The 19922-nt window shown below is 40.2% G+C and carries 13 protein-coding genes; 3 read left to right on the top strand and 10 right to left on the bottom strand.

Annotated elements, in window-relative coordinates; all coding sequences use genetic code 11:
• Positions 1 to 9: 9 nt before the first annotated feature.
• The 9 genes from J4N24_RS09865 to J4N24_RS09825 all read right to left on the bottom strand — a co-directional run bounded on the left by J4N24_RS09865 (position 10) and on the right by J4N24_RS09825 (position 14242).
• Entirely contained in the window at positions 10 to 201 is a 192-nt protein-coding gene (locus J4N24_RS09865; RefSeq protein WP_207421742.1) for a hypothetical protein, read from the bottom strand.
• Between the two features lie 137 nt (positions 202 to 338).
• Positions 339 to 2381 carry a M13 family metallopeptidase gene (locus tag J4N24_RS09860; RefSeq protein WP_207533522.1) on the bottom strand — a complete coding sequence of 681 codons (2043 nt, stop codon included), beginning with the start codon at positions 2379 to 2381 and terminating at the stop codon, positions 339 to 341.
• 369 nt (positions 2382 to 2750) lie between these two features.
• On the bottom strand, positions 2751 to 5300 hold the full coding sequence (locus J4N24_RS09855; protein ID WP_207533521.1) for a ligase-associated DNA damage response DEXH box helicase: 2550 nt from the start codon (positions 5298 to 5300) through the stop codon (positions 2751 to 2753).
• A gap of 31 nt (positions 5301 to 5331) precedes the next feature.
• Positions 5332 to 6948: an ATP-dependent DNA ligase gene (locus tag J4N24_RS09850; protein ID WP_207533520.1), complete on the bottom strand. Its 1617-nt coding sequence runs from the start codon at positions 6946 to 6948 to the stop codon at positions 5332 to 5334.
• Entirely contained in the window at positions 6945 to 8033 is a 1089-nt protein-coding gene (locus tag J4N24_RS09845) for a ligase-associated DNA damage response exonuclease (RefSeq protein ID WP_207533519.1), read from the bottom strand. Before J4N24_RS09845 ends, J4N24_RS09850 begins: the two co-directional genes overlap by 4 nt.
• Positions 8034 to 8426: 393 nt before the next feature.
• Positions 8427 to 10571 carry a carboxy terminal-processing peptidase gene (locus tag J4N24_RS09840; RefSeq protein ID WP_207533518.1) on the bottom strand — a complete coding sequence of 715 codons (2145 nt, stop codon included), beginning with the start codon at positions 10569 to 10571 and terminating at the stop codon, positions 8427 to 8429.
• A gap of 206 nt (positions 10572 to 10777) precedes the next feature.
• Positions 10778 to 12415, bottom strand: coding sequence for a hypothetical protein (locus J4N24_RS09835; protein WP_207533517.1), 1638 nt, complete (start codon positions 12413 to 12415; stop codon positions 10778 to 10780).
• An 11-nt stretch (positions 12416 to 12426) separates the two neighbouring features.
• Positions 12427 to 13275, bottom strand: coding sequence for an isoaspartyl peptidase/L-asparaginase (locus tag J4N24_RS09830; RefSeq protein WP_207533516.1), 849 nt, complete (start codon positions 13273 to 13275; stop codon positions 12427 to 12429).
• A gap of 58 nt (positions 13276 to 13333) precedes the next feature.
• Positions 13334 to 14242 carry a cyanophycinase gene (locus J4N24_RS09825; protein ID WP_207533515.1) on the bottom strand — a complete coding sequence of 303 codons (909 nt, stop codon included), beginning with the start codon at positions 14240 to 14242 and terminating at the stop codon, positions 13334 to 13336.
• Positions 14243 to 14431: 189 nt separating this feature from the next.
• On the opposite strand from J4N24_RS09825, the gene cphA reads away from it, so the two are divergent.
• Entirely contained in the window at positions 14432 to 17089 is a 2658-nt protein-coding gene (cphA, locus tag J4N24_RS09820) for a cyanophycin synthetase (protein ID WP_207533514.1), read from the top strand.
• 557 nt (positions 17090 to 17646) lie between these two features.
• On the opposite strand, the gene J4N24_RS09815 is transcribed toward cphA, so the two are convergent.
• Entirely contained in the window at positions 17647 to 17826 is a 180-nt protein-coding gene (locus J4N24_RS09815; protein WP_207533513.1) for a hypothetical protein, read from the bottom strand.
• A gap of 105 nt (positions 17827 to 17931) precedes the next feature.
• On the opposite strand from J4N24_RS09815, the gene J4N24_RS09810 reads away from it, so the two are divergent.
• Positions 17932 to 18549: a TetR/AcrR family transcriptional regulator gene (locus J4N24_RS09810; protein ID WP_207533512.1), complete on the top strand. Its 618-nt coding sequence runs from the start codon at positions 17932 to 17934 to the stop codon at positions 18547 to 18549.
• Positions 18546 to 19919 (top strand): TolC family protein, encoded by a 1374-nt coding sequence (locus J4N24_RS09805; protein WP_207533511.1) that lies wholly within the window; start codon positions 18546 to 18548, stop codon positions 19917 to 19919. The genes J4N24_RS09810 and J4N24_RS09805 overlap by 4 nt, the downstream gene beginning before the upstream one ends.
• Positions 19920 to 19922 lie beyond the last annotated feature (3 nt).

Raw genomic sequence — 19922 nt, 5'->3', positions numbered from 1 at the left:
ATTATTAATCTACATTTTCGCAACGTCTCTGGTATCTTTAACAAGACCAATGCCGGTAAAGAAAAAGATTACTCCTAAGATTCCGAAAACTATCAGCTCTCGTGCAGATTCAGATCTTTGTGCAAATCCCACTGCCGCATATATTAAACCAACAATACCCAGTATTGTAAGAATGGTTCCAAAAGTTCTTTTTAAGTTCATAGTGCTTATATTGATACAGAATAGATTACAAAACTTTTGCCAATCTATTATACTACTGTAAACAACTGTTAAAAAAGAAAGACTGCCCTAATTAAAGAACAGTCTTCAGCAATATCATCATATTAAAAGCGCTAAACCTACCAGATCTTCACCCGATCGCTCTCATTCCTGTACATCTTGTCTCCAGGCTTAATGTTAAAAGCTTTATAAAACTCAGGCATATTGGAGAGTGGGCCATTCACCCGGAACTCCTCAGGAGAATGGGGGTCATTACTTATTCTCATTCTCAATCGTTCATCGCGGTTCTTTATTCGCCAAACTTGAGCAAAAGAAAGGAAAAAACGTTGGTCTGGTGTAAATCCATCTATTTTCTGAGTTCCCTTACCCTGTTCAGTTTTTTTGAAGGCTTCATAAGCAATGGCCAGCCCACCTATATCTGCTATATTTTCTCCCAGTGTAAGTTCTCCATTAACTTTCAAATCATTAAGAACTGTATACTTTGAATATTGATCAACTACTACTTTTGCCTTACCATTAAACTTGTCGGCATCAGCTTTAGTCCACCAATCTTTCAAATTACCATCTTTATCATACTGCCTTCCCTGGTCGTCAAATCCATGTGTCATCTCATGACCGATTACAGCTCCAATAGCTCCGTAATTGATGGCGTCATCAGCGTTAAAATCAAAGAAAGGGAATTGAAGAATCCCCGCGGGGAATACTATTTCATTAAAGGGAGGGTTATAATAAGCGTTAACGGTTGGTGGAGTCATCAACCATTCCATTTTATCAACAGGTTTACCCAGCTTATCAATCATCTCTTTATAATTATGTATCGACGCTGATTGTAAATTTTCATAATAAGTCCCACGACTCACTTCCACATCATCATAATTCTTCCACTTATCTGGGTAACCAATTTTCTTCACAAAAGTGTTTAACTTCTCCAGAGCTCTCTGTTTAGTCTCAGCACTCATCCAGTCTAATCCTTCAATCCGATTCTGGTAAACCCGCTGAAGGTTATCCACTAACTTTAACATTCTCTCCTTTGCCTCTGCAGGAAAATAACGTTCAGTATATAACTGGCCCACTAGTTCTCCCAAATTCTGATCTGTTTTACTTACCATTTGCTTCCACCTTGGCTGCTGCTGCTTTTGTCCGCTTAATACTTTGCCATAAAAATTAAATCTGGCGTCTCTGAAAGGGCGACTTAAAGCAGAGGCAGATGAAGAAAGCGTTTCAAACACTAACTTATCTTTCCATTGAGATAGAGGTTTCGTTTTTAATAAATTTGCCAAAGCTGTATAGTACTTAGGCTGACCAACAAGCACAGTGTCTGTTTCAAGATCAAGCTTATCTAAAATATCTTTCACATTCAGTCCGGGTAGAGCCTTTTGAAACTGCGATACAGCGTATTTATTATAATTTTTAACTGGGTCGCGAAGTTCTACAGGAGTAAGGTGAGATTTAGCAATTTCAGTCTCTAAAGCCATGACTGCCTGCGCTTTTTTTGTTGCTGTTGCCACATCAGTTCCTGTTAAAGTGAACAGCCTTGTAATATATTTAAGATATTCCTTCCGAATGTTCTGAGTAGCAGCATCCTGTTTGAAGTAATAATCGCGATTAGGCAAGCCTAAACCCGTCTGTTGAAAGTTGACCGCGTTCTTTGTGCTGATCTTATCATCAGGTCCTACGTAAAACTCGAACAAATAACCATCCCCCTGCTTAAAGCTCTTCGCAGCAAAATCTACCAGGTCTTTAGTTGTCTTTATTGCGTTGATTTTTGCAAGTTGGGACTTAACAGGAGTCCAACCTCGTTTATCTATTGCAACGGTATCCATTCCGCTGGCGAAGAAATCCCCTACCTTCTGTTCCTTGCTTCCTTTAGTATTTTGCTTTGCAGAGGTTTCCTGTAAGATACTCCGGAGATTGCTCAGGTTCTCGTCATTTAAAACATAGAAGGAGCCCCAGCCTGTTTCTGATGCTGGAATCTCTGTGTTCTTAATCCAGCGACCATTAGCATAGCGAAAAAAGTTCTCACCCGGGGCCACGGTTGTATCCATTCCTGATTTGTCAAAAAAAGTAGTCCGGGGAGGGTCAACACGCTTGCTCCCTGGTGTAAATGCAGCTATTAATAGTGCTGGTGCCGCAATAAAGGGAATAAAACCAATTCTTCTCATAAACTCAAAACGATTTTTATATGTAATTATGATCTTCAATTTGTTTACGCTAACAGGTATGGGCTAGATCAGAACTCTAGTATCCTGTAATATTTCAACGCAACCGACCAGTATATTAGTCGTGAAAAAGTATTAGATGTTACGTCTGTTATAGCTATTGTTTCAGTTTCTGCAGCACAATAACTCATATTATTTATAGATAAAATACTTAACGAAGTTAAAGATTCTGGCTTGAAATAATTAAACGCAAAAGTAAACTTTGAAAAAGGCTTCCTGAAGCTACCCCAAAAAACCTTGAAAGAAATAGCTACAGAAAAAATGAAAAATTAAGGATAGAAAGGCTAGGAAATTTAAGGCAATCAAAGCCACCTAGAGGGCAAGCTTCATTTTTGCAACTCGTTCCTCCAGTGTCTCTGTTGTGAGCTTCTCCCTAAGCCTGTCTACCATAATTGGGAACGCAAAAGGAGTTGGTTTATCGCTATTCGTAATTACAACTTTTAGAGTTTGCAATCGAAGCAATGCCTCTCTCAATCGAAATTCCTCCAACTGAAACTGAAGTGCTTCATTATATGCCTGTCTCACCAAAAAATTGTCTGGCTCGTACTCTCTGAAAACGTCGAAAATCAGAGAAGTGGAGGCCTGAAGGTGTTTGTTCTTCATGGTTTTCCCAGGGAAACCTGTAAATACCAGTCCCGCAATATGAGCAATATCCCGAAAACGACGACGCGCCATCTCATTGGCATTAAGACTATGCTGGATATCATCAATAAGATTATCAGTTGAAAATAAATTCTGTTTCAAGGCCTCCTCCAACAGGATCTCCTGATCAGAAAGCAGTTCAAAACCATAGTCATTCATAGCAATGGAAAAGCTGGCATTACGAAGCTTTGCAATCCTGTAGGCAAAAAGCGAGGCCATCCCCTCATGTACTAAGCGCCCCTCAAAAGGATAAAAAAATAAATGATAGCCATCTCTTGAGATAAATTTCTCTATCAGTAGCTCTGAATTCTGTGGTAGATGAGAAAGCTCTGCCTGCAGGTTAAATAAAGGACGCAAAGTCTTCACTTCGATATCCTTCTCCACGTGATGAGCTACTTCATCCAGCTTCAGTCTAAACATGGCTGAAAGCTGAGATGAGAGAGGTACGCGGCCACCCATCCAACTCGGAATCTTCCCACTTGACTTTGACGATTTTTTCACAAAGGCTGTCATCTCCTTAACCTTTACCAGTTCCAGACTTCTTCCGGCAAACCAGAAGTTATCCCCAACCTTCAGGCGTGCGATGAAATCCTCTTCAATCGTTCCTAAGTAACCGCCTGTTAAAAACTTAACCCGCATTGACACATCGCCCACAATAGTTCCCATGGTTAATCTATGGCGCATAGCAACCCTGCGGCTATTCACTTTATAGATGCTCTCCTCTACCTCTACCTTCAGGAACTCATCATAAGCAGATAAAGTCTTTCCTCCCTTTGTAATGAAGTCAAGCACCTGCCCGAACTCATCCTCCCTTAGGTCGGCGTAGGCATAACAGGTCTTTACCTCCCGAAAAATCTGATCAGGCTTAAAACCGTTTGAGAGCGCCAGAGTAACAAGGTACTGAGTAAGAACATCCATGGCAAGAAGAACAGGATCACGGCTTTCGTAAACTTCCTGCTTCATTGCCTCTTTGATGGCAGCGCCTTCAAGCAATTCTAAAGAGTGAGTAGGGACAAACCAGGCTCTTGAAGTAGCTCCCGGATGGTGTCCACTGCGACCGGCCCTTTGCATAAACCGGGCTACTCCCTTCGGACTTCCTATTTGAACCACGGTATCCACGGGCCTGAAATCTACTCCAAGATCTAAACTGGAGGTACAGACTACCAATTTCAACATTTCGTTATGCAACGCCTGCTCTACCCAGGTTCTTAATTCGTTATCAAGAGAACCATGATGCATGGCCATTATGCCAGCATATTGAGGATACTTATCCAAAATCGCCTGGTACCAGATTTCCGATTGAGAGCGGGTATTGGTAAAGATCAGTGTTGTTTTACTCTGTGCTACAATCTCCATTACTTTAGGGAGTAGTTTAATCCCTAAATGCCCCGCCCAGGAGAATTCTTCAATATTGTCTGGCAAAACGGATTGTATCTCTATCTTTTTATTCAGGTTAGCTCTAATAAGCATGACCTTATCAGGATCAATATCATTGCCTAACAGCACACTAGCTGCCTGGTCCAGGTTTCCAATGGTTGCCGAAATTCCCCATATCTTTAATTGAGAATGAATAACTTCCAGCGCCGCCCTACCTTCTACCCTCAACAGATGCGCATCATTACCCAGATTTCTTTTGAGCCCCTTTAATCGCGAAAGGCCCAACTCAAGCTGAACACCTCTCTTGGTTCCCAGTAATTCATGCCATTCATCCGCCACCACCACCTCGAGGTTTTCAAATATCTTAGGGTAATCTTTTTGAGTAAGCATTAAATGCAGACTCTCGGGTGTAGTTAAAAGTACTTCGGGAAGACGCTTCTTAAGCTCTGCCTTTTCTGCAGATGTGGTATCCCCTGTCCTTCTCCCGACATTCCAGGGGAGGCCAAGATCCTCTACTACAGTTTGCATAGCCTTACGTATATCATTTGTTAATGCACGCAGGGGAGTAATCCAAAGCATTCGAAGACCATTATTTTTACGCGTTTGATAGTCTTTTGGATACTTATTGATGTACTCTGCAAGGAATGGAAGAAAAAGGGCAAATGTTTTACCGCTTCCGGTAGGGGCGTTCAATAAGCCTGAATATCCTTTCAGATAGGCCTCCTGCATTTCCTTTTGAAAAGAGAATTGCTCCCAACTTTTTTGAACGAACCAGTCTGAAATAACTTGTTCCCCACGTGTCGCTTGAAAATCCTCAGCATTCTCCTTTTTTATTCTCCTCATAACTAAATTAAGACAAAAAAAGCCTTTTCTATCAATCTCCCAACATTGATTTTAAAACTTCAATGCTATCCGCCTCTTCAATTTTTTTATCCTGTCGCCAACGGAGGATTCTTGGAAAACGTAAAGCAACACCCGACTTATGTCTGGAAGATTTATTAATCCCCTCGAACCCTATTTCAAAAACTAATTCTGGCTTAACCGTTCTTACCGGTCCGAACTTTTCAAGAGTATTACGTTTAATAAAATAATCCACCTGCTTAATTTCCTTATCTGTTAAGCCCGAATAGGCCTTTGCGAAAGGCACAAGCTTATCCCCATCCCAAACAGCGAAGGTATAGTCTGTGTAAAGATCAGCTCTTCGCCCATGTCCTTTTTGTGCATAGATCATCACTGCGTCGACAGAAAGAGGATCCACCTTCCATTTCCACCAATCCCCTCTCTTCCGGCCTGTCTGATAGACGGAATTTAATCTCTTTAGCATAAATCCTTCGGCATAGTTGTCCCTGGATTTCAGCCTGAGATCATAGAGGTCTTTCCAATTTGAAAAATTTACAACCGGCGAGATTCGAAAGATATCTTTATGCTCAGTTAATATATGCAGCCGTTCCAATACAGAACGCCTGTGAGCAAGGGGCATAGATCGTATATCATCTCCAGCAAATTCAAGGCAATCGTAAGCAATAAAAGCCATAGGACTTTCTGCCAATATTTTCTTAGAGAGATTTTTACGCCCGATACGAGTTTGCAAAACATTAAAGGGCATTGGATGGCCATCAACGAAACAAATAGCTTCACCATCGAGAACTGTACCTGCAGGAAGATCATAAAGGAAAGGATGTAGCTCTGGGAACTTATCAGTTGCCAATTCTTCACCCCTGGACCATATAAAGATCTTCCCTTGCCTATGGATCGCCTGAGCGCGAATTCCATCCCACTTCCACTCTGCCTGCCATTCCCCTGGATCTCCCAGGTCTGCTTCTATTTCCTCTGCTGTCTTTTGCTTATCAGAGGTCTCTTGAATAGCGTAAGCCAAACAAAATGGATAGGGTCTGGAGAGATCATCAGAGGCATCCTGTTCTTGAATTAAATCATAAAAGCTAAAGGTATCTGGATTCCAGTTACCCATAATCCTGTGAGTAATAGTGGACGCTTGCAGTCCGGAGATTTCAGAGAGGGCCTTAACAATAAGGCTTTGAGAAACTCCAATTCTGAAACTCCCTGTGAGGATCTTATTAAAAACAAATCTTTCCTGTTGAGTCATAGAAGACCAGGAATCCAGCAACCATGTCTTTCGTTCTTCTTCTGTTAATGAGCCTAAACTATTTATCTCAGCAATCCACTCCGCAAGATCCTTTTCGTGACGACCCTTACTTTCGGGTAAAAGAAGAGCAATAGTTTCGCCCAAATCGCCAACCACCTGGTAACTCTCCTCGAATAACCACTGAGGGATATTAGCCATTTCCATTGCCCACTGCTTCACAAGTGTAGAATTGATCTGTCGTTTCGGCTTTCTCCCTGTGAACAAGGCAAGGGTATGTATCTTCTCTGAATCTGAAACGTTAGTAAAGTAATCTCTTAAAATGCTAACCTTTTCATTTGTCTTATTGGTCTCATCTAATGCCGCGAACAGTAATGCAAAGTCCTTCATAGCTCTTCTTCCTCCTGTGCATCTGAAACCTGTTTATCTGTTATTACATCCCCTTCTGAGTTTACAATATCTGTGGTAAGATGATCTTCTTCAGATGCTTCATCTCCGCCGTAATAAGTATGAGCTTCGTGAGCATCAAAACCAATCTCATTGAGGTAACGGGTAAAAGAAGCCGTATAGCCATGTGTTAAGCACACACAATCGCAATCTGTAGCATCGATAGCTTGAATTAACCCATCCCAATCTGCATGGTCAGACAATACAAATCCACGATCTGCAGCCATTCTACGCTTTGCCCCTCTTAAAGACATCCAGCCCGAGCAGTAACCGAAAGAATAAGGTTGAAATTTACGCATCCAGGGGGATCCTAAAGCGGATGGTGGACAAATGATCATTGCTCCCTTTATTTCCTCTTTACTCGTTTCCGATGTTATCCTGGTGGTTTCCTGAAGAGTTATTCCGTTTCTGGCAAGAGCTTCATTGGTATTGGCTATTACTCCATGCAGAAAAATCTTCCCTATAGAAAGGTCCAGGTGTTGCAGGATACGCTGGGCTTTACCTAAGGAGTAACCAGCAATCACCGAGTTTTTACCTTCCTCCTTATTTTTCCTCCACCAATTATTGATTTCGTCGTGAATTTCCTTTGGCGACTTCCATTTGTACACTGGCATTCCGAAAGTACATTCCGAGATAAACGTATTACACTTCACCGGTTCAAAGGGAGTGCAAACCCCATCGTCTTCCAGCTTATAATCACCCGAAACTACCCACACATTCCCCTTATGCTCGACTCTCACCTGAGCCGAACCAATTACATGACCTGCAGGGTGAAAAGAAATCTTTACTCCATTTTTATATAGCGTTTCTCCATAACCCATTGTTTCGAGAGTAATATCCCCCAACCTGTACTTCAGTACTTCCCTCGACAGATCGTGGGCTAGATAGCGCTTGCTTCCCCATCTGGCATGATCAGAATGAGCATGAGTCAGAACCGCATCATCAACGGGTCGCCAGGGATCAATATAGAAGTCGCCAGCTGCACAATAAATGCCATTCTCATTAAACTGAAGTAAGGGACGTGCCATAGGTAGAAGTAACAGTTAATGCGGGAAATAGTTGCAGATGCACTTTCTAGACAGGCAGGAATGGAAAGAATAAGAATGAAAAAACACGAATTACACTAATTAAACTAATCATAGTTCAAGAAGAAATCAGAAAAAATGCAAGTGCTGATGAATTGAAGAAAGCAAGAACATGAAGGAAACATGAATTACGCGAAGTGCATTAATCAAAGATTAAGAATGACTTAGAAAATGTCAAAAGGGGTAGCGAAACAAAATCTTCAATTGCAATCAGACTAATCGCTTTTCTCAGTTTCAATCAAAGCGGCATTGTGTTATTCGTGTAAATTAGAGTAATTCGTGTTTATAACAAAGCCCGGCATCTCTGCCAGGCTTCCATTAATATTTTTGACCTTCTTAATAAACCACACTAAACTGGCCATTTTCATTAAGCTTAATGAAATCCCCCATTATTTGAAGGCTTTCATCTTCGATAAAGTCATTATCTTCTTTAGGTTTTACCTGACCTGGTTTTAAAGCCGGTAAACCTTGAAGTGCCCTTCGTGCATTACTTCTTGCTAATGTACTAGCCTCCTGCTCTTCACGCTCTTTCTTCAACTGGACTTCGTTCAAGGTTACCGAAGTTTCAGACTCACGTTTCTTGAATAAACTGATATCATCCAGCAAATATTTATATTCCTGCGAATTTTTCATTCTGCCTTCGTGCTGCTGTATCAGCAAAGGCTTGATTGTTGATAAATTAGAAACAGCAGTATAAGTACTTGGCTTGATCATATCAAATGGAAGTGCTGCGGGCTCAGAGCTTTCACCATATTTGTCGGCAGGAAAGACCATCGGGAACTGAACATCAGGTATTACACCCTTATGCTGGGTACTACTACCGTTAATTCTGTAGAATTTGGCAATTGTTAAATTGATTTGGCCAAATCTTGGAGCAGCTGCCGGAGCAGAAGACTTGTCGCCTTTTGCTTTTAGTAATAGATCATCAAGAGGATTTATAAACCTCGACATATCTATAGCTGACTGTACTGTTCCTTTTCCATAGGTTTGCGTTCCCATAATTACACCACGGCCATAATCTTGAATAGCCGCAGCAAAGATTTCCGATGCGGAAGCACTAAACCTATCTACCATTACACCTAATGGACCAGTCCATGCAATGCCAGCATCTTCATCTTTATCAATTTCCAACTTGTTAGGGTATCGTACCTGTACTACTGGGCCTGTTTTGATAAATAGGCCTGTAAGTTCAATCGCTTCAGGTAAAGATCCACCGCCGTTACTTCTAAGGTCGATCACAATGCCATCAACCTTTTGTTGTTTTAAGGTGTCTATAAGCATTCTTACGTCACGCGTAGTACTTTTATAGTTTGGATCACCAGCCTGATAAGCTTTCCAATCCATATAGAACCCTGGGATATCTATCACCCCGATTTTATAAGTTTTATTACCCGACTGTATGGTTTTGATTGTCTTTTTTGCTGATTGCTCTTCCAGAACTATCTTATCCCTTACCAGCTCAATAACCTTAGGTTGAGCCGTAAGTTCCTGCCCTGCCGGGATAATTTTTAAGCGAACTATTGTTCCACGTGGACCTTTGATCTTCGATACGGTATTATCTAATCTCCAGCCTATTACGTCTGTAAATTCGCCACCCTTACCTTGTGCTACAGCTATAATTCTATCACCTGCTTGTAGTGTTTTAGCCTTAAATGCCGGACCTCCGGGAATTACCTCTGCAACTTTCACTACTTCATTTTCAAGTTGTAATCTTGCTCCAATTCCTTCAAACGTACGAGCCATCTCTTCATTAAACTCTTGTGCACGCTGAGGAACAAAATAATTTGTATGAGGGTCTATAGCTTCTGTAAATGAATCCATGATTACTTGAAAAGCATCCTGGTTATTTGTTTTGTTAGACTGCGCTAAAAGGTTCTCATAGCGCTTTTTCAACGTAATTTTGTTAGAGTCAAGACTCTTTCCCGTAATCTTTAAATTTAGCAGATCATATTTCACCCGTTTAGCCCATAGTTCATTAGCAGCAGTGGAAGAACTAAGCCATGGCATTTTCTCACGATTATAAGTGTAAGTTTCGTTCTTGACAAAATCATACGGCTTGTTTATCTGCGATATAGAATACTGAATTCTTTCCTGATATCTTTTCTGGTAAGTATTAAAGATCTGGAAAAATGGGTTCAAATTTCCATCCCTTAAGAAATCATCCATCTGATCTTTATATTTCTCGAACTCTTTAATATCGCTAGCAAGAAAATAAGTCCTTCCCTCGTCTAAACGCTTCAAGTAATTGTTCAAAATCACTCCGGAAATTGAATCATTGATTTTTACCTTTTTATAGTGAGCGTTTTCGATTACCCGAACTACTTCTTTTGCTACCAATTGTTGAGCAGGCTCAGGTTTTAAATTATTTGAGCCTTCTACGTCTGTATTTACTTGAGAGTTTGCCTGACATGCTATTGTTGCCGCCACGAACAAACACAGGAAGGTTTTTTTTAGCATTTCCTTAACCGAATTAAAATCCATTATAGTTATAACCTTATCTAATACTATACCACTTTAGATATTAAATAAAAAAGAGGCAGTGTTGTTACTGCCTCTTTAACAATATTAGGTCAAAAATAGTATTAATTTTAGTCTGCGAATAAAAATATTACAATGAATAAACCCAAATAAAGCCGTGCAAAAACTGCGCACATTTAAAGGCAAATTATAGTAAATGTAATACCGAACTAATTTTCGGCCACGATTATCTTATCTTCTTTTTCTTTCGCCAATTTTTCCCTCAAAAGCTGCTTGTCATCCTTTTTAACCAGGGTCTTCACAGAAGTATCGGCTTTAACTATTTGTTTTGACGTTTTTACCGGTGTTTTTACCGAAGCTTTAGTCGCAGATGAAGCCTTAATTACTTTTAAGGTGCTGTCTTTCTTTAATTCTGGCTTTTGTGCACTTACAATTTTGGAGTCTTTTACAGTAGCTATTTTTCCATCTACCTTAATTTCTGCTGCACCTTTAATCTTAGCTGTATCTGCTTTTACTAGTTTAGTTACCGTGCCCTTATTTACAGGTGCTTTAGTATCCTTTTGAGCTACTGCCTTTTTAACTGTTGTACTATCCTTTTTTAGAGTCGCGATAGGAGCCTGCTTTACCGCTGGCTTTGCACCTTTTGCGGCAGTGATCTTAACTGTCTTCACTGCTACGGAATCCTTCTTAACAACAGGTTTTACCCCTTTAGTGGATGCAACAGCCGTTTCCTTCTTTCCTACAACTTTTGGTTTTAACGCTATAGAATCCTTTGCTGCAGAAGGGGTCTCTGCTTTAGTCTGAGCGGCTACAACTTTTGAAAAAGGCTTGTTATAGTATTTAGCGTAAGCTACTTTAACATCCGCAGCCAGCGCTAGTTTCTTTCTTTTAACAGCCATTGCTTCTGCATCCTGGAAATCCTTCAAAGCTGATTTCTTATCGCCAAGGGCAGATTTTACTTTCGCAAGGTTCACGATTGATCGAACGTTCCCCTCAAAATCATCCTGGTTCTTATACATTGTCTGGGCCTGGATATAAAACCACTTAGCCTCAGACTGCCGATTTTGGATATAGTAGATGTCTCCCAACATGTTGAAGCAGGCTGTTTTAGCTTGAGGTTTTCCAACCGCGCTAAAAAAAGGCATAGCCCTTTTTAAAATAAGATGCTCAGCCTGAGCGTAATTTTTTTGTTTGATCTTAATATCTGCCAGTTGAACTAAAGCATCAGCCCTCCTATTTTTCTCATGATTCAATTCAAATTGATTCAATGCCAAGTTGTAGTATTTTTCCGCCTGTAAATACTCTTTGCGTTTATAATACCCATTAGCTAGAGCAAGTTGAGTGTAAGGCCTCTCAATATTTAATCCTACCGACTCCTGTAATTTTATGGCCATGAGATAGTATTTCTCTGCTTCCGTCCAATCACGACTATCTTCGTATATACCCGCTATATCCTGAATTATGGAAGCCTGACAAGAGACATTTCTGGATTGAGTATACAAGGATTGGGCAGTTAAAAGGTTAAGAAAACCCTCTTTGCTATTATTGGCCTTAAAATACATCTTCGCCATAGAAAGCCGGATGTCGGCAACCCAATTACTGTCTTGAGCCTTAGTCTTTGCTGCCAGGGCCTTCTTGTAAAAGGCAATTGCTTCTGCAGGCTTAGTTTGTTTCTCTGTTGCTTGCTTTACAAGCAATTCAAGTTTTGTAAGTTTTACTGTATCTTTTACAAACACCAACGTATCTGTAGCTGTTATCAGACTGTCTGGTTTAGTCGAATTTTGAGCTTTCTGGGCGAATGCAGCAGATGCCAAAAACACCATTAAAAATGGGTATACCAATTTCATTCTTTCTTTAATTAAGAGAATACCTCTGCTTTATCTATGTACGAAGCCCAGACCATATAAGGATGTGAATCAGTAAAATAAACCTCTCCCTTAGCCGATATGGCTATCACCCCCGCAAATCCATCATATGGTTTCAACTCATCCATCGATTTATCACAGGCGTCTTTCAGGCTAAATCCATCAGTTACGCGGGTCACTATCTTTGCTGCTAACGCAGCACTTACAATGTCTTCACCTACACCTGTGCAAGAAACAGCAGCAAAATCGTTGCCAAAATTTCCGGCAACAGTTGCGGAGTCACTTACGCGGCCCGGTAACTCAAAGCCTTTTCCGCCAGTAGAAGTGGCAACTGCCAGCTTACCCTGCCCGTCTAGTGCAACACAACCCACCGTTCCTTTACGAACTGATTCTGTCAGTTTTTCTAAATAACCTTCTCTACGATAGTGTGTTTCAGGATTATAGTAATTAAACCCATGTCTTCGGGCAAAACTCAGAGCTTCATCTCCGCTAAGTACACTGTCTTCAAACTCCAAAAGTTTCTCAGCCACAAATATTGGATTTTTTACCTCCTGAATGTTAATAACTCCTGAAAACTTTTTTGAGGCCCCATCCATTACTGAAGCGCTCATTCGGATTTTCCCATCACTTTGTATCTGAGAGCCTAAACCCGCATTAAACAATTCACAGTTTTCTAACAATGAAACAGCGTAAATCACCGACTCTAACGCACTATGGCTTACTAAATATTCATGTGCATTGGTTACTATATTCTTTAACGCCTGCTGTTTCTCCAATTTTACTTTCTCAGAATCAGACGCTTCGCTAAAAAACCCTCCATGTATTATGATCTTTGGTTCCATAGAATAAAAGTTAAACTTAGGAGAACAGCTAAGTATATCAATAGTTTAAAGGAGCATTCTAATCATAATCCTTTATCCTTAAATAAACGTCTTCTTCTACCTTTATTGCTTTGTTTATCTTAAGCTCGTGTTTGTGCAGATCGTACTTATCAAAGATTGACATCACATGCACTTTCAAATTATCAATTGAAACCGGAGATCCGATCTCAACATCGTAGATACTTGTTTCACTAATATATCTTCCGTCTACTAAAATAGTCAGTCCCGAACCAATTGCCTCCAGGCACCTACCCTCTGTTATCAATAATCCCGCATCTTCACCTAAACCAATACCTAACATTCCCGGATTACTTGCCACAGCATAAAACAGCCGGCCAATCCTTCCTCGTTGAACAAAATGTGTATCAATAATAACGTCATCTATAAAACCGAGGCCTCCAGTAATCTGAACTTCACCCTTTATTAAAGCCTCACTACTACTGCCTCTATAGATCATATTAACAGAAGCCGCAGCAGCTCCGGCAGAAGTACCGGCAATCATAAAATCCTCCTGTTCATAGCGCCTCTTAAGTATCTCCAGGAATTCTGTTCCTCCAAAAATCGAGCTTAGCCTGAGTTGATCCCCCCCGGAGAACATTACAATATCCGCATTTTTTGCCCGCTCTATCGATTCCTCTGTAAGTGCATCCTCCCGAGTACGAATGTCGAGCACATGAACTTTACCTACCTGAAGCTGATTAAATGACTTGATGTACTCTGCACCAACTATCTCTGGAATTTTCGATGCAGTAGTTATAACTTCAATCACCGACTCTTCCTTTTTAGGTGACTCTGTAATCATCCTTCTAAGAATACCTCTCTCGAAGAATTTAATATAATGGGGGTGATTGATATTTTCATTGTAGCTTAAAGAACTGCCCAAATCAACAGCACCTCCTATTATGACAAGTTTCCCTTTTGGAACCATAAAGAATCAATTATCTGCCTTCTACTAAATAAAATTCAGAATAATAAGTTTTTCTAGCTCAACCAAAAACCATATAAAAGGTGCTTGGTTATCTATTTTCAATTATAAAACAAGCCAAATCAGACGTATAAGTAGATATACGCGGGTATAAAAATCATCAAAGAGTTACTCCACAAAAAGAATTAGAATATGAAAATTTTGAATATACAGGTTCTTCGTGGACCAAATATTTGGTCGGTAAAAAAAACGAAGCTTATTCAAATGCGATTAGATCTGGAAGACCTGGAGTATAGACCCAGCAATGAAATTCCGGGATTTAAACAAAGACTAGAACAACTGATACCCAGTTTGTACACTCACTTTTGTTCTCCGGGTCATGAAGGCGGCTTTTTCGAGCGGGTGGAAGAAGGTACCTGGATGGGCCATATCATTGAACACATCGCTCTTGAAATTCAAACTCTTGCAGGGATGGATCGCGGGTTTGGACGGACCCGGATGACAAAAACCACCGGAGTATATAATGTGGTTTTTGAATATATAGAGGAGAATGTAGGTATTTATGCAGCAAAGGCTGCAGTTCAAATAGCAGAAGCCTTAATAGAAGGAAAAGATTATGATCTGAATACAGACCTAATTAAAATGCGGAAGCTGCGAGACAAAGAACGTTTCGGCCCAAGTACCGGCGCCATTGTTGATGAGGCTGTTTCCAGAGGAATACCTTATATCCGTATGAATAACTCATCTTTAGTTCAGCTGGGTTATGGCAAGAACCAAATGCGGTTTATGGCTACTTTAACTGATAAAACCAGCAGTATTGCAGTAGACATCGCCGGAGACAAGGAAGAAACTAAAAGAATATTAAAAGAGCAGGCTATTCCTGTTCCAGAAGGCACAACAGTAACAGACGAGCAAGAACTGAGAGAAGCAATCAGCGAAATAGGTTTTCCCCTTGTAATAAAACCGTTAGACGGGAACCATGGCAACGGTGCTACTATAAATATCAAAACTCCGGAAGAAGCTTTAGAGGCACTTAAACATGCTCAGCAATTTTCTGAACGTGTAATTGTAGAGCGATTTATAAAGGGGCACGACTTTAGGGTTCTGGTGATTAATAATAAAATGGTAGCAGCAGCACTACGAACCCCTGCTCATATAACAGGCGACGGGGAACATACTATTCAGCAGCTTATTGACATAGAGAACAAAGATCCTAGGCGCGGTTATGGTCATGAAAATGTTCTTACACTCATTTCTGTTGATCGCGACACTGAAGATATGTTGAGGAAATCGGGCTACTCGTTAGATACAGTGCCCACGGCGAATGAGGTGGTATATTTAAAATCAACGGCGAATTTAAGCACAGGCGGAACTTCTCTGGATGTAACAGATATGGTCCATCCACACAATGTCTTTGTATGTGAACGTATTGCAAAAGTAGTAGGCCTTGACATTTGTGGTATTGATATCATGTCTGAAAATCTTTATCAACCACTAAACGAAACCGGGGGTGTAGTACTTGAGGTAAATGCAGCGCCTGGTTTTAGAATGCATCTGGCTCCTAGTGAAGGATTACCAAGAAACGTTGCTGCACCGGTACTCGACATGCTTTTCCCTCCAGGAAAATCGGCGATAATCCCAATAATCGCCATTACCGGCACAAACGGAAAAACGACTACTACGCGCCTTATCGCGCATATAATCAAAAATAATGGTTACAGGGTAGGATACACAACATCAGATGGAATATATATACAAAATACCCTTATGGTTAAAGGTGACACTACCGGACCAGCAAGCGCTGAATTCGTACTAAAAGATCCTACAGTAGAATTTGCAGTGTTAGAAAGTGCCAGAGGCGGAATACTAAGATCGGGATTAGGATTTAGTCGCAGCGATATTGCGGTAATCACCAATATTCAGGAAGACCATCTGGGTATATCTGATATTCATACACTCGAAGATCTTGCAAGGGTAAAACAAGTACTGGTAGAATCGGTAAAACCAGATGGCTGGGCAGTATTAAATGCAGACAATTCGTACTGCGTTCAAATCGGAGAGGAAACCCAACATTGTAATGTTGCCTACTTCAGCATGGAGGACAACAACCACGTTATAGAAAAACATTGCAAATCGGGAGGAGTGGCTGCTATATGCGACGACGGGTTTTTAACGATCCGCAAAGGAGACTGGAAAATAAGGATTGCAAAAATTAGTCATATTCCAATTACATTTAATGGAACAGTTGCATTCATGGCTCAAAACGCTATGGCTGCCTGCCTTGCAGCTTTCCTGTGGGGATTTAAGATTGAAGATATCAGAACGTCTTTGGAGACTTTTGTTCCGTCGACGGCTCATACTCCGGGAAGGATGAATCTATTTGAATTTAAAGATTTCAAAGTCCTTGTCGACTATGCGCACAACGCTGATGGATTAAAGGGCTTGAAAGGTTTTATAACCCATTCGGATGCGACCTTCCATACAGGAGTAATTTCAGGAACAGGCGACAGAAGAGACGAAGACATAAAAGATGTGGGGCGAATAGCAGCATCAATGTTTAACGAAATCGTTATCTGCCAGGAAAGCTATTTGAGGGATCGCAGCTACGAAGAAATTATCAGGCTTCTTGAGGAAGGCATCCGGGAGGTGGCTCCATTGATGGAATATAAGATCATCCCTAAAAGCGAAGAAGCCTGGAACTATATTATAAATAAGGCAAAACCCGGAGAGTTGATTACGATAATTAGCGATTCAATCAAAGATTCTTATGAGACTGTAAAAAAATACCAGGACGAGCAGATGAGCTTTACCTACACTCCAGTTGAAAGTAATCAGCATATGAGTGATTAAGAATTTAAAATTTGTTAATACAAACAAAACAAACCTGAAATACAGTCGTTATTGATATATAACCAGCGAGAGTTGGTTTAATTGTGATAAGGTTTAGGTTGAACCCTGACGCTGTGAAGTGTCAGGGTTTATTTTTTTAAGAGCTGATCCTACTCAACTTCGGACCAGGTTCGATACAGGTTCGGAGATTCCGCGAAGATTTGCGAACATGTTTCGAACCTGGTACACTAAGTATATGAACAAAAATGTACCAAGGCCCGTTAAAGCGTTCAGTGGCGCTATCATGTTTAAAACATCAACGTTATTGTACTTGAAAATATCAGAAAAGATATTGGGATCTATTGCGGATCGTAAAGAGCTTATTCGGAACCTGTTCGGAAAAATTTTCAAACGATCCGCAAATAGTTTACTTAGTGTACTTGCTTGAGGCAACTTTTGCCTCTAAGGGAAATAAATTAGAACAAATAATTCTCATAGTCAGGTAAGACTATGAGAATTTATGTTGAATAACTAATCCGGAAAAGATCAGTTGAACCTTATTAAGTGTAGACAGAATGTTAGTACGTTCTGTCTTTTACGAGAGCATTAACAAAGAAAGAAGCAAATACAGCTCCTATTATTGCACCTAAAATCGCCCATAGTACTACTTCAGCAATAGCATAACCGGTTAAAGCGCCGAAGATTGCTCCTAAAACGAAGAATAAATTATAATCCTTATTTTCTTTCTCTTGTGCCATTTTCCAAAATTTTCAACAAAGGTAAATTATTCAGAAAAATGTCATAAACAAATCGAAGAATTTATTTGTATAAAATTAATCAATCGATTGATTAATTTTGCTTCCATGAAAGAAGAAAAGAAAGATCAGATATTGATCGCTGCTGAAAAGCTCTTTTCCCAAAGTGGATTTGATGGAACCTCTACAAGAGCAATAGCTAATGAAGCAGGAGTTAATCTCGCAATGCTTAATTACTATTTCGGATCAAAAGACGGAGTTTATAACGCTGTTGTGGAAAAGAGATTGGGCGACTTTCGCCAAATTTTAAGCAGTATATCAGAAGAAAATATTTCCTCCTGGGATAAATTAAAAAAGTGCGTAGATGTTTATGCTGATCGCATATTTAATAATAATTGCTGGCATAAAATCATTCAACGAGAGCTTTCCCTTGAGAGCAGGACAGAAAAGTCTGATTTTATCATAGATCAGTTGATGAAAAACGTTAACGAAATACAGAAAGTTATTCAAGAAGGAGTAACCAATGGAACTTTCCGGGAAGTAGATACAGAATTAACTGTTGCCACGATCTTTGGAACAAAGTATTATCTCCTTAATGCATCAGTACTTGCCTCAAAATTATTAAACGCGGATCTAAAGGACCACCAAGTATTGGAAGAACAGGTAAAACCTAGATTGAAAAGACATTTACTCGATTTACTAAGCGCCCATTTAAGAAGACTATGACAACTCAACTACATAAACTAAAATCACCCAACTTGTTAAGAGCAAGTTTGAAGCTTGGTGCTGCATGCCTGACCGCTGTTGCTTTAAGCTTCGCGCCTTCAATAGGCTTTGCTCAAAAAAAAGTTTTAAGTGTTGACGAGGCTGTTGAACTTGGTATTCAGAACAGTAATGCTCTTAAACTTTCGCAAGCTAGGATCAATGAGGCCGTTGAACGTTTTAATCAGGCAAAAGAAGGTCGATTGCCGAAAGCCTCAGCGAGTCTGATGTTTAATCATGCTGAAATTCTTACAAATGAATTTCGACTCCCAGGAAGTGCAGAACCCATCAGACTTCCAAGTCGAGCGAATGCTTATATAGGCAGTGCCAGCATTGAACAGTTGATATTTGCGGGCAACAAGTTGAAATACGCAACAGAGTCGACCTCTTTGCTCACTCAAATTTCAAAACTTGATGCAGATAAACAGAAGGAAGATATTGTGTATGGCATTGTTAATTCCTGTTACAATCTATACCGCATTCAGCAGAGTCAAAAGGTGATCCAACAGAATCTTCAAGCTGTAGATAAGCAACTTCAACAGGCTCAGCAATTTTTCAGCCAGGGAATAGTCACTAAAAACGACGTATTAAGATTCCAATTACAGAGAAATAATATTGAACTTACGGCAATAGATCTCGAGTCGAATAGGAATATTGTAAATTTTAATCTAGATATTCTTTTAGGTCTGCCACAAACTACTGAGCTGGAGATTACCTCGTTTAGAAATGTTACTGAAGGCAATCAATCATTCTCAACTATGGTTGACACGGCGGTAACACGGAGGGTCGAGTTAAGAGAGACAGAAATTCAGTCCAAGCTTGCTGATAATGCCATAAAGGATCTGAAAGCTGATTACTTGCCTACACTTGGCGTCGGAGCAAACCTTTATTATATCGACCCATCATCAAACCCCTTCCCTTCTAACAAATCGGTATTGGCACCAGCATCTGTCGCAGCTTCATTAAGTTGGAGTATTGATAAGTTCTGGACCAACAAAAGCCGGATAGCGGAAGCAAAAATCAAAAAAGACGAAGTAGATATCAGCAGAAGATTGACAGAAGACAATATTAGAACAGAGGTCAACCGCGACTATCAAAACTATATTAAATCCTTAAATCGCATCAAAATTCTGGAAAGCTCTATCGCCCAGGCACAGGAGAATGATAGGATCCTCGAATCAAAATACAGGAATAATATTGCCTCTGTTACTGACCGCATCGATGCAGAAACTCAATTATATCAATCTTTAATAAATCTTGAACTGGCTAAAGCTGATGCAGGCTTGGCTTACTATACATTATTAAAATCAACCGGAACGCTTACCTCAAAGTAATTA

This window comes from Desertivirga arenae, assembly GCF_017355785.1.
Lineage (GTDB): Bacteria > Bacteroidota > Bacteroidia > Sphingobacteriales > Sphingobacteriaceae > Desertivirga > Desertivirga arenae.
The sequence above is the reverse complement of the archived record's forward strand: the minus strand, read 5'-3'. Positions and strand labels throughout refer to the sequence as shown.